Source organism: Chitinophaga sp. (genome assembly GCF_036569185.1).
GTDB lineage: Bacteria > Bacteroidota > Bacteroidia > Chitinophagales > Chitinophagaceae > Chitinophaga.
Genome location: NZ_DATCRD010000416.1, coordinates 1 through 12,432, shown reverse-complemented (window position 1 = coordinate 12,432; position 12,432 = coordinate 1). Strand labels below are relative to the sequence as shown.

The window sequence follows — 12,432 nt, the reverse complement described above, 5'->3', positions numbered from 1 at the left end:
CTTGTATGTAACACTTACCCTTCATATTTGCTGATCACCAGGGAAGCGTTGTTGCCTCCAAAGCCGAATGAGTTTGAAATAACATGATTTACCGGGTACCCTTCCATCAGGGTGGTAACCGGACTGATAGTCAATTCCTCCATTCTTTCTGAGAAATTGAGATTGGGAAAAATTAACCCATGTTGAATAGCCAGTATGGAGTAAATGGCTTCTATGGCCCCCGCCGCTGCCAGTGTATGACCGGTAAACGGTTTAGTGGAGCTGAAAAGAGGTACTTTATCGCCAAATAAACGTTCCAGTGCTTTTCCTTCAGAAACATCATTATTGAGCGTAGCTGTACCGTGAACATTAATATAGGATACCTCTTCCAGTGAATGCCCGCTCATTTCAAGCGCCGTTTTCATGGCTTCGTAAGCGCCATCGCCATCCGGTGAGGGGGAGGTTGGATGGAAGGCCTCATTGGTATTGCAGTACCCGCTCAATTCCGCCAGGATGCGGCTGTTATTGGCCCTGGCGAAAGTTTCACTTTCCAGCACTAGGTACGCCGCACCTTCGCCCAGGTTCAAACCAGTGCGTTGCTGGTCGAACGGCCGGCAAAACTGCTTATCCACATTTTTGAGTGAATTGAATCCATTCAATGTAAAACGGGTGAGCGCTTCTGTGCCACCGCATACCATCCGTGGCAGCATGCCCTGCTTTATCATACGTGCACCAAACATCAGCGCGTTGGCAGAAGAAGAACAGGCGGTACTGATGGTGGCAATATGTTCACTAAATCCTACGGTATCGGCTATACGCTGTGTACAGTCCGCACAATCCAGTGTATCTATGTATTGTAAAAAGGAGCCTGTCTTTCCAGGATCAATGATATCAAAATATAACTTCTCGGTATCGCACATGCCGCCTACCGTACTGGCATTGATAAAGCCTGTGGGGGCAGACTGTATATCGGTAATACCCGCATCCTGCAATGCTTCCCGCATAGCGGCCAGTCCAAGTAAAGTGGTACGGGTATACCCTTCCTTTGCCGGCATACCGGCAAGCGCAAACAGGGAATCACTGGCGTGTTTCACTTCTGCAACCGGCAACACATTCCTGTAAACGGTATCAATATAGCTGCTATATCCCAAACCGCTGTGCTGCAATCGCAGATTGCGCAGGTTTCCGGCTACATTATCACCAATAGCGGTGATCATTCCTATCCCTGTTATAAACACTCTTTCCGCCATGTAGCCTGCTTACTTATGCCGGTTGTTTCGATTGGATAAACTCTGCCATAGACTGAACGGACTGCAAAATCTTACGGCCTTCGCGGGGATCTTCTACTTTGATGTGATATTGTCTTTCCAGCAATACCATCAATTCAAGAGAATCGATACTATCGAGTCCCAGGCCTTCTCCAAATAACGGTGCATTGTCATCAATGTCTTCCGGTTTGGTGTCCTGAAGGTTGAGTGCCTCAATGATTTGTTCTTTCAGTTTCTTTTTTAATTCTTCCATAATGTTGTAGGTTTATCACCTGTTGTTCACAACAGGCGAATGCCCTTGTGGGGAGTAAAAATACAGTTTTACTATTGTTTTGAAAACATTTATCAGTTCATTCTTCTTTTTTCCACCCATCCGGCTATGGCCAGCATGGCCAGTCCGGTAAGTATTAATCTCAGCACATTCTTCCACACAAATGCCATATCTCCGTTACGCAAATAAATATCGTTGATAGCATCCAGCCCCCAGCTTAAGGGCGACAAATGCCCCAGCAGCTGCATCCTGGCGGGCATTACTTCCAGCGGTATCCATATGCCTCCAACGGCCGACAAAATCACGATAGAGATGGCCCCGAAATTAAGCGCCTGGTTAGGCGTTTTAAATACTGTGCCAATCAGGATACCGTAAGCCGTTGCTGCCAGCCCTATTGCGCCTGCTACCAGCAGCGTTGCTCCAGGATGCCGGCCCATTACCAGCTGCGGCAGATCAAGCAGTGGCAGCACATAAATACCCACCAGCATCATCAGGTAAAACTGCAGGATACAAACTCCTACAAAGAACAGCATCTTACCGGCAAGTATAGCCAGGTAAGATCCTGGTATCAGCTTCATCCGCAACAGGCTGCCATCTTCCCTTTCCCGGATCATGTTTCCGGCAATGGGTATTACAATAAAAAACATGGCAAAAATACTCCAGGCAGGTACGTTGTGCTGTACAGAATTGGAAATTACATCCAGCTGTTTCCCCGTACCGGTGCTTTGCTCCTTCAGTCCAACTGCCTGTAAGCGGATGGCTAAAGTATCTGCGGTACCGGCAGTGCTGTCTTTGCTCCGCAATTGTTGTTTAATGCGGCTCAGCAGCAGATCAGTTTCCACCTGCGTAAGAAAATTATCTACCGACTGGTGGATGGCGCCTTTAAATGCCTTCTTTGCAGCCGGGTCAAAATAGATCGTCACGTTTAATGAATCAGCTGTCTTTTTTACCGGTAAAGACACTGACATTCCCATCCTGTTAGTGATGTCATTTACAATACGGTTAGCATTGCTCACAATAGCCGCGGTAGCACCTGCAGGTATGATAATGCTGATCTTGTATTTACCTTCGTTCACCAGTTGTTTGGCCTGTTCAGCAGTTACCGGCCGGCCATCAAGGGAATCGATAATATGGAATTGTCCGCCTGAAGCCAGCCCTTCTTTCACAGAGCGGCCCAAACGGCCATGATCATTATCTACCGTTAAAATATCGAACCTGATATCCTGGTAATCTTTAAAAGGGGCATCCTGGATCAGCGCCATTACAGTAATTAATACAACAGGCATTATAAACAGGAGGATGATCCCTGTTTTATCACGTAACAGTAATTGCCACTCTTTCCTGATTGTTGCCAGTAGTCTTAACATCGCTTTCTTAGCCCTTCGCTTTAGCATTTAAAAATTAGTCCCGGAGCGCGTTTCCGGTAAAATGCAGGAATACGTCTTCCAGGTTGTTACAGCCGGGGTGCTGATGTATCAGGGTTAACGGGTTACCCTGCACTATCATTCTTCCTGCGTCCATGATCACTACTTCCTCGCACAACGACTGTGCCTCTTCCAGCAAATGGGAAGTATACAGGATGCTGGCTCCCTGGTTGTTGTAATCACGGAGGAATTGTAATATCATGCTACGCGACTGAACATCCACTCCTGCAGTAGGCTCATCCAGCACCAGCAATTTGGGGTCGTGCAGGATTGCTGCAATAATGTTGGCCCGCCGTTTCATTCCACCGGAATATTTATGTATTTCCTTGTGCGCACTTTTCTCCAGGCCAAACAGTTCCAGGTAATGCATAATTTTTTGTTGCAGCGGTTTTCCTTTAAAACCGTACAGATTACCGAAATAGGTAAGATTTTCAACAGCAGAAAGTTGTGGATACAGTGCTATCTGCTGTGGTACTATCCCGATAATCTGTTTGATGGCTTCCCTGTGGGCCGCCTCCTGCTTTAAGTCCTGTATGATCACTTCCCCGCTGTCGCTCCGTACAATGCCGCATAATATTGAAATCGTAGTAGTTTTGCCTGCGCCGTTAGGGCCAAGCAAACCGGCAATCCTGCCCTTCCCGAACTGAAATGTAAGTCCCTTCAGTGTGGGCTCTGCACTGTCCTTGTAGGTTTTATATAGTTCTTTTACAGATATGCCGGACATGATACTTTGAATATTTAATTACCACTTCACCTGTGCCAGTTTCCGGAAAAACGCATCTTCGGAGGCTGCACATTCCAGTAACATCTGGCTTAGTTCCTTATAGGAAACATTATCTGCTGATCTGCTCTTGCATACGCGGCCGGCGGCAAAGGCAAAATTACGCCATAAGTCCCCGGTTTGCGTCAGTTCTCCCGCCAGTTTACTCAGCTCATCTTTCTTCAGTAACACAGCAGCTTCCTGTAAAAATGCAGCATACATGAAACGGAAGCCAGCGCCGCCGGTACCGATCTCTTCCTGCATACGGATAATATTTCCCAGGTATAGCGTAGCTTTCCGGTCGCCTGGATTTTCGGCATAGTTAGCTACTCTTTTGGCAAGAAAGCGGATCCCTTTCACACCAAACAGGGGGATAGGCACTTTCAGCATAAAGTGACAGGCCTGTTCTATACCCGCTTTGATTGGTTTTTCAAATGAGGCAGAAGGAGGTACATGCACCGGGTAGTACATTTTTCCTTTAGGCGCCGGGAATCCTTTCGCAAAGCGGGCCTGCGCCAGGCTCTCCGGATCAATGGTGGTCACTGAATCCATTATCGGATCGCTTACCAGGTATTGCCCATCCTTTTTGTCGTAAACAACCAGGTTATGTGCATTGAAATGAAACCGGTAAGAAGCAGGAAAGTAAGGCAGGTAATATACGCTGGATTGCAACCCAACAGGAATACCAGCTTCAACCACTTTATCGAGCGCCTGCATTCCTTTCTCCGGTGTGGAAAATTTCCGGGACTCCATCCGTACTCCCAGCCGCTTGCATACCCGCTGGAAAATAGCTCCGGGCCATATCCGGTAGGTAGTGCCCGGCACCCCGTTCACTTTTACAAAAGGCAGGTGGCCGAAAAAGATACCTGCACCAATACCAAATGCCATCGGCTCACTGATCTGTAAACCATAATGCCCCAGCAGGTTTGATATTACACCACTTTCACAATGCGCGGTCTGGTTGTGTTGGAAAAAAGAATTAGTCATAATATTATTTGTAGCAGCATTACGAATAACGGATCTGTGGGAAGATCATCGGATAACGCCTACCCACAAATCCGTTATTACCATTATGCTTTATCTGATCTGCAGGAGATCTGTTAAACTCACTTTGAAGGCATCTGCATAACGCTGCAATAGTTTTGGACTGAGCTTTTTGAAAACGCCTGGTTTCATATGTCTTTTCACCTGCCACTGGAACTTACCTACATGACTGGCCAGCAAAGGCAGATCCATCAGGGTCTTTTCCATGTAATAGGCTACCGGGCTTATTTCTCCGGCTTCCACCCGCGCCCGCGCCGCTTTTACTCTTTCGTTTACTTCTTCCCAGGCCTGGTCAAGTGCAATATTTTCCGGCTCCCAGCCAGCACTTTGCACCTGTACATAATTGCCGGAATTATCCACCGCATACATAATTTGCTTGAATGTACCTTCATGCAGATTATCACTGTCCTGCGGTACTTCCTCTTTTTTCATGAGAGCAGTTTTAGAAGTGATCGCTTATACTACGGTAATATGTGCATAAGCATATGAAAAACGTGCGCTTTCCGGAACCATCATTACTACTTTCTGTCCTTTTTTAAAGCGGCCGGTGTTCATCAGTTCTTCCAGCATCAGGTAAGGGGATGCGGTACCTACGTTACCTACGTTGGCCAGGTTGGTAAACCATTTCTCCAGTGGGATGGGAACACCTAACCGGGTAATTTCCTCATCTATCTTTAACCTGAAAAATTCAGACGACAGGTGGGGCAGGAAGAAATCTATTTCATCGAGATTAATATTGTGGCGCTCTACCAGCTCTTTCCACATCTGTGCTCCGGAAGGAACAATATTTTTACCGAGTAACCGGGTATCCTGTTTAAAGGAGAATACGCTGTGCTGTGCCCATTCTTCCGGGGTCATATCGATCCATCCGGTGGTAGTGCCGTCCGGCTGTTTGATAGCGCCGGCATACATGCACGTTTCCAGCTCATTGGCATAAGAGAGTATTTCTACCCAATCAACCCGCAGGGATAAACCTTCTTCATTGGGTTTATCCTGGAAAAGGGCTGCGCTGGCGCCGTCTGATAACATCCAGCGGAGGAAGTCCTTTTCAAAGGCGATGATGGGATTTTCGTCGAGACTTTTCAGATTTTCAGCTTCCGGCTGGAATTTCTGTGCCAGCATCCAGGCGGAGAATTTTTCAGAGCCGGTACTTACAGCGTTGGAAGTATTACCGCAACGAATAGACATCCAGGCATATTTAAACGCCTGCATCCCTGCAGCGCAGGCGCCTGTAGCTGCAATCAGCTCTACCGGCTGGCATTTCAGGATACCATGCACCATGGCGGCATGATTGGGTAACAACTGATCCGGAGAGGTGGTACCGCAGGCCAGTAATTGCAGTTTGCTGATGGGAAACTGCTCATCAAATAACTGCGATACAGCGGTTGCTGTCATTTCCGCATTGGAATGGGTGGATTTCCCTTCCTTGTCCAAAGAGTAGTAACGGGTTTTGATCTTGTTGTTACCTAGTATCTTCAAACGCGCACGGGAAGCCTTTCCATCTACCATGCCGAGAATGCTCTCCATTTCATCATTTTCAACAGGCTTGTTGGGTAAAAATTTAGACAGCCTGGTAATATAAACTTCCTTCATTTGAATTTATTCGTCTTTTAAGGCTACATGTAAAACCTGGTCTGAACTGCCCTGCCTCGCCAGCCAGCTCACGGTAAAATATATTTTAATTTAATATACGTTATATACAGACGTAAATATAGAATTCTAATTGGAATTACAAGTATCACGCCACTGCGTAAAGGTCGCTTTGTGCCGGCATTACACCCGGATTTGAGACACCTTTAAGGCGGACCTGGTACACTTTTATCTCAGGGAAATGCCCTTATAATAGTCCACTTCGCGACGCAGCCTGGCCTTTTTCAGATTCAACTGTATAAGAGAAGTAACCAGGGAGACAGGTGTTAAAACAAAGATACCTGCCAGCAGCAACACCCGGTACATGGTTACACGTCCCTGGCGGGAAGCCGCTCCGGGTCCGCCTTTAGCGCTAATGAATTTAGCCCAGAAACGGAAAGCCCTGATACCCTTGTTTTCGAGAACCACCAGGTTGGGAAGCAGTTCCACGGCATCGAGTGCCAATAGTTCCGAATGCAATGTATCCCATTTGCCATGTTGCAGTGCGGCGGCTATAGGTCCGGCAAACCGTCCGGAAGTAAGGATCTCGTTTTCCTGTACTCCTGCCTGCGGCAAAAAGCGGGTAGCCTCCTTTTTTCCCTTGAATGCCCACCGGAGTATGGTGATCACGGAAATGAGATTGGGTGATTTATCTACCAGCACAATGTTGCCCACAAGGGTACTCCCCGCCTGGTGCAGGTAATTTTTTACTTTTTCCTGTGCATTCAGCCACATATTACGGCTTCCCAGCAGCGTAATCACCTTTTTGCCCTTCAGCAGCTGTTTGGCAGCTTCACTTTGCAGGAAGGCGGCAGTTGGCTGTGAGGGAGAAAGGAACCAGGGCTGATAAGCCAGGATAACCAGGTCGAAATGCGCATTCACGTCCACTTTCAGCGGTTCAATGCCACGGGGGGTGGATTGAACGGTTTCCGGCATAGTGTCGTAAAATTGTTGCCTTCCCCAGGGGAAAGGAAAAGGCGTTACAGGCACCAGTTCCTCAAATGTAAAGTCGGCTTTGCCTTCCAGCGGGGCCAGCACATGATCAATAATCCTTTTCAATTGCCCTGTTTGAGTATAATATACCACCAGGATCTTCGGTCTTTCGTTCATAAAAGGAATAGGAGTTCAACAATTCAAAACGTAAATCAACAATTCAAACGGTAAAATCTGCAATTCAAGCCGTAAACATACAAAAAAACAGCAATCATTCATGTGATTTAATGATAATTTGACGCGAAATGTTGATGGAGTGGGGTATTTATTATGGGGTTCTGTCTTGTGCCCCAGCCAGGTACAGCATCAGCGGGTTAATGATAGCGAATGCTGTACCTGGACTCAAGGACTTTGATATGTTTTTCTTCAAAACATCTCTATAAACTCTCTGACACCAGTAAATATGATATTTAAAATGTTAAAGATTTGTAAATGTTGATGCCTATTTTTTATTAATACTACCAGAACCCGCTACAGAAGAGGATATCTGGGGAGAGCCCTTATAATTTACGTCACCGGAACCGGCAATTTTCGCTTCCAGTTTTACGCTGGCATAAACATCTGCATCACCACTACCGGCAATATTAATGCTTACGTTTTCAGACAGCAGCTCATCGCCTTTAAAGTTACCGCTGCCGGCAATGGAAAGGTTCACATCCTTCGTTTCCCCTTTCAGCCTGATATCACCTGAACCGGCAATAGAAGCCTTTACCGCAGGAGCATTGATGTCTCCCCTGAGGTTACCGGAGCCAGACAAACTGAATTTAACATCAGAGCGGGAATTAAACTTACCATCCAGCAGCAGATCGCCGGAACCGGCCAGGCTGGCATCATCTACTTCAGGAGTGGTGAGGTACACGTTCAGCTCTTTATGGGTGCTGATAGATACGCCCCGCCTCATCCTTACTATAAGACGGCCGTCTTCTTCCACCAGTTCCACCAGCGGCGCAATATTATCTTCCGCCTCAATAACGGCTGCTTTGGCAGCGCCCTGGGTAAGATATACGTTCATACTGCCCTCTACCTTGATCCTGTGAAAAGGACCTACCTTCCTTTCCTCTTTAATCACATGGCCATTGCCTTTTACACGATTTTGTCCGGTTACGTCGCAGGAAAAAAGGAGTACAGCAGCAGAAAAGGCCATAGTGGCCTGACATAGGAGCGATTTTGTTGATATCATGGGTTTAAATTATAACAGGAAGATACGCCGGATTTCCGAATTTCGAATTTCCAAATCTGAAATTCGTAGAAGGACTTTATCTTTGCACCACCATGACAGAAAAGATACTTATCCTCGATTTCGGTTCCCAGTATACACAGCTGATTGCACGCAGCATCCGTGAACTGAATGTTTATTGCGAAATTAAACCTTGCCTTCAGCCTATTGCCTGGGATGAAACCATTAAAGGTGTTATTTTATCAGGCAGTCCTTTTTCGGTAAACGACGAAAATGCGCCCATTCTTGATATTGCAGCCATTGCTGCAAAAGTACCGGTACTCGGTATCTGCTATGGCGCCCAGATGATGGCCAAGGTTTTTGGCGGCGAAGTGGCCAAAAGCAACCTCCGCGAGTACGGACGCGCCTTTATGGAGCACAACGACAAAGAGGAAAAGTTGTTATATGATATCTCTGCAAAAAGCCAGGTATGGATGAGCCATGCAGATAGCATTAAACGGATCCCTGAAGGATTTGAAATCATCGCCACCACAGAAAATATACCGGTAGCGGCTTTCAAAAATACTACCCTGGCAGCCAACCCGATGTTTGGTTTGCAGTTCCACCCGGAAGTAACCCATTCCCTGGAAGGAAAACTGATCCTGCGCAACTTCCTGTTACATATTTGTAACTGCAGCCAGGACTGGACCCCGGCCGCTTTTGTACATGAAACAGTAGAAAGGATCAAAGCCCAGGTAGGCGATAAAAGAGTAGTAATGGCCCTCAGCGGCGGCGTTGACTCTACCGTTGCTGCAGAACTGATCCATAAAGCCATCGGCAAAAACCTGTTCTGCATATTTGTAGATAACGGCCTGCTGAGAAAAGACGAATTTGAAACCGTTCTGGAATCTTATAAACATATGGGTCTGAACGTAAAAGGGGTCAATGCAAAAGATCTTTTTTACGGAAAACTGGCAGGCGTTTCCGATCCGGAACAAAAACGCAAGATCATCGGTGGCCTGTTCATCGATGTTTTCCAGCAGGAAGCCACCCACCTTACCGATATTTCTTTCCTGGGCCAGGGTACCATTTACCCCGATGTAATTGAATCCGTTTCTGTAAACGGCCCTTCCGTTACCATCAAATCCCACCATAACGTAGGCGGATTACCGGAAAAAATGAACATGCAGCTGGTAGAGCCACTGCGCTTCCTCTTTAAGGACGAAGTACGCCGCGTAGGCCGCGAGATCGGTATCAGCGACATATTCCTGGGCCGTCATCCTTTCCCCGGTCCGGGACTGGCTATCCGTATCCTCGGTGCTATTACCCCCGAAAAAGTACATATGCTGCAGGAAGCAGATAATGTTTATATAGAAGGACTGAAAGAAGCAGGTTTATACGACAAGGTTTGGCAGGCAGGCACCATCCTGCTGCCGGTACAAAGCGTTGGCGTAATGGGCGACGAACGTACCTATGAATTTACAGTGGCTTTGCGTGCGGTAACTTCTGTAGATGGTATGACCGCCGACTGGGCGCATCTGCCTTATGAATTCCTTGCTAAAATGTCTAATGACATCATTAACAAGGTAAAAGGCATCAACCGCGTGGTATACGACATCAGCTCCAAGCCACCTGCTACCATCGAGTGGGAATAAAAAGGATGCAATAAAATACTGAGCTATAGTTACGGAGTTGTGGATAGACAGAATAATTTCTTCTATCCATAACTCCGTAATGCTTTATTTCACATTCCCCGGAATGATTTTTGTAAATTAGCGCCAATTATGAACCACTTAGTTTCAATTAAACACCTGTTATCCGGATTGGCTTTATTGGTTTTGATCAGCTCCTGCTCATCTACCAGGAAAAGTGCCAGTAAGGTAGACGGGCCACCACCATCTCTGAGTAAACCTAAACCGGAAAAAAAACCGGAGGATAATAAGAAAGAAGCTGCAAAGGCGCCTTTTAATGTACCTGCATTTGGCAAAGAAGTTAAAAAAGCTACCTACAACATTGCATTCTTTGCACCATTATACCTCGATTCCGTTTTTGCCAACAGCACAGAAATTCCGGGCCGCACTATGCCCCGGTATGTATTGCCCGGCCTTGAATTTTATGAAGGCGCCCAGCTCGCGCTGGATACCCTGCAACAACAGGGATATAACCTGAAAGTGACGGTATACGACAGCAAAGCCAGGCAGAGCGTATCTTCCCTGATTCGCAGTAAAGCGCTCGACGGAACAGACCTGATCCTCGGAGCTGTAAGCAATCCCGAACTGAAAGAGCTCAGCGATTTCGCCAGAAACAAAGAGATCAATTTCGTTTCAGGCACTTACCCCAACGATGGCGGTATCAGCGACAACCCGTTTTTATATATCTCCAACAGCACGCTGAAAACACACTGCGATGCGCTCCAGAATTATATCCAGGATGCTTTCGCCAATAAAAACATTGTACTGTTCCGCAGGAATACTGCCTTCGAAACAAGACTGGCAGCAGATTTTAAGGCTTCCTACGATAAGATGGAAAGCACCCGGAAATCAAGGATCCGCGAAGTGGTATGGAATGACGCCACCACACCGGAAGAAATTTCCAAATACCTCCTTACAGACCGTACCAACGCTGTTATTGTAACTGCCCTGGATGAAGCCGGCGCCAAAAGCCTGCTGCGTAAGCTAAGCATTTCCGCCGCTACCTATCCCCTGCAGATCTTTGGTATGCCCACCTGGGATGTGATTAAGCTGAAAGAGCCCGAGTTTAAAGGCTTACAGGTATATTATTCATCTCCCTATTACAACGACAAAACAGATTACTATAGCCGGTATATCTCTGATTACTTCCGCAGGGTATACAAAGCACGCCCATCGGACATGGCTTTCAAAGGTTTTGACCTGACTTACTACTTCGTAAAACTGCTGTATACAAACGGCGTTTATTTCAACAGTATGGTGAGTAATGCACCCAAAGTGATCACTAACTATAACTTCCTGCCGGTGTACCTGAAAGAAGGAGAACAAACACCTTCCTACTTTGAAAATAAAAATATCTACATTATCCAGAAAGGCGACAGTGCAGATATTAAAATGAATAAATAGCTACTTTGCAATAGCATCTGAATCGTGCCACGACAACCACCGTGGCACGATTTTTTTTGCGTACATTCCCTGTATGAACGTGCTGCAATTTACCGACAACGGCATCTACTGCGCTGCAGGGGATTTCTACATCGACCCCTGGAAACCCGTTAAGCGTGCTGTGATCACTCATGCACATTCCGACCATGCCCGCTGGGGAAATCAATACTACTTATGTGAAAACGCCAGTGTTCCCTTGTTACGGCTCCGGCTCGGTAACGATATCAGGGTACAGGGCGTTGCTTACGGGGAAACTATTTTTTTTAATGGTGTGAAAGTATCCCTTCATCCGGCAGGCCATATCATTGGCTCCGCACAGATACGGGTGGAGCAGGATGGCGAAGTATGGGTAGCCAGCGGCGATTACAAGCTGGAGAACGACGGGCTGTCGGCCCGGTTTGAGCCCATCCGCTGCCACACGTTTATCACAGAATCTACCTTTGGGCTGCCTATTTACCGGTGGGCGCCGCAACAACAGATCTTCAACAGTATCACCCAATGGATATACGAAAACCAGCAGGCCGGCAAAGCCAGTGTGTTGCTGGCTTACAGCCTGGGCAAAGCACAACGGTTGCTGTATCACCTGAAAGACACAGTGGATCATTTCCTGGCGCATGGCGCCATTGCTATTCCGCATGAAGTGCTGTTACAGGAAGGCTGGCCTTTGCCTCCGGTAGAAAGAATCACTCCTGAAACACCTAAAGCAACCTTTAAAAATGCGGTAATCATTGCACCGCCTTCGGCGGAAGATAATGTATGGATGCGCAGGTTCCA

General features: G+C 47.0%; 12 protein-coding genes. 3 read left to right on the top strand and 9 right to left on the bottom strand.

All coding sequences use genetic code 11. From position 1 onward, the window contains the following. Nucleotides 1–14: 14 nt before the first annotated feature. From VIM72_RS31010 to VIM72_RS30970, 9 genes are all read right to left on the bottom strand, one after another. A complete protein-coding gene (locus VIM72_RS31010; RefSeq protein WP_332006670.1) occupies nucleotides 15–1,229 on the bottom strand; it encodes a beta-ketoacyl-[acyl-carrier-protein] synthase family protein in 1,215 nt (404 codons plus the stop codon). Between the two features lie 13 nt (nucleotides 1,230–1,242). Next, nucleotides 1,243–1,500, bottom strand: coding sequence for a phosphopantetheine-binding protein (locus tag VIM72_RS31005; protein ID WP_127035163.1), 258 nt, complete (start codon nucleotides 1,498–1,500; stop codon nucleotides 1,243–1,245). Nucleotides 1,501–1,592: 92 nt separating this feature from the next. Then, nucleotides 1,593–2,912 (bottom strand): ABC transporter permease, encoded by a 1,320-nt coding sequence (locus tag VIM72_RS31000; RefSeq protein ID WP_332006669.1) that lies wholly within the window; start codon nucleotides 2,910–2,912, stop codon nucleotides 1,593–1,595. Nucleotides 2,913–2,919: 7 nt separating this feature from the next. Further along, entirely contained in the window at nucleotides 2,920–3,666 is a 747-nt protein-coding gene (locus tag VIM72_RS30995) for an ABC transporter ATP-binding protein (protein ID WP_332006668.1), read from the bottom strand. A gap of 18 nt (nucleotides 3,667–3,684) precedes the next feature. Beyond that, nucleotides 3,685–4,689: a BtrH N-terminal domain-containing protein gene (locus tag VIM72_RS30990; RefSeq protein WP_332006667.1), complete on the bottom strand. Its 1,005-nt coding sequence runs from the start codon at nucleotides 4,687–4,689 to the stop codon at nucleotides 3,685–3,687. A gap of 90 nt (nucleotides 4,690–4,779) precedes the next feature. Beyond that, complete coding sequence (locus VIM72_RS30985; RefSeq protein ID WP_332006666.1) at nucleotides 4,780–5,178, bottom strand: hypothetical protein; 399 nt, start codon at nucleotides 5,176–5,178, stop codon at nucleotides 4,780–4,782. 24 nt (nucleotides 5,179–5,202) lie between these two features. Next, nucleotides 5,203–6,339 (bottom strand): beta-ketoacyl-ACP synthase III, encoded by a 1,137-nt coding sequence (locus VIM72_RS30980; protein WP_332006665.1) that lies wholly within the window; start codon nucleotides 6,337–6,339, stop codon nucleotides 5,203–5,205. Nucleotides 6,340–6,564: 225 nt separating this feature from the next. Continuing rightward, nucleotides 6,565–7,485, bottom strand: a complete 921-nt coding sequence (locus VIM72_RS30975; RefSeq protein WP_332006664.1) for a hypothetical protein — start codon at nucleotides 7,483–7,485, stop codon at nucleotides 6,565–6,567. A gap of 325 nt (nucleotides 7,486–7,810) precedes the next feature. Further along, nucleotides 7,811–8,548: a head GIN domain-containing protein gene (locus VIM72_RS30970; RefSeq protein ID WP_332006663.1), complete on the bottom strand. Its 738-nt coding sequence runs from the start codon at nucleotides 8,546–8,548 to the stop codon at nucleotides 7,811–7,813. A gap of 92 nt (nucleotides 8,549–8,640) precedes the next feature. On the opposite strand from VIM72_RS30970, the gene guaA reads away from it, so the two are divergent. The 3 genes from guaA to VIM72_RS30955 all read left to right on the top strand — a co-directional run. Next, nucleotides 8,641–10,179: a glutamine-hydrolyzing GMP synthase gene (gene guaA / locus VIM72_RS30965; protein ID WP_142685473.1), complete on the top strand. Its 1,539-nt coding sequence runs from the start codon at nucleotides 8,641–8,643 to the stop codon at nucleotides 10,177–10,179. 129 nt (nucleotides 10,180–10,308) lie between these two features. After that, on the top strand, nucleotides 10,309–11,619 hold the full coding sequence (locus tag VIM72_RS30960) for an ABC transporter substrate-binding protein (RefSeq protein WP_332006662.1): 1,311 nt from the start codon (nucleotides 10,309–10,311) through the stop codon (nucleotides 11,617–11,619). Nucleotides 11,620–11,692: 73 nt separating this feature from the next. Beyond that, a partial coding sequence (locus tag VIM72_RS30955; RefSeq protein ID WP_332006661.1) for a ligase-associated DNA damage response exonuclease occupies nucleotides 11,693–12,432 on the top strand: 740 nt, incomplete at its 3' end.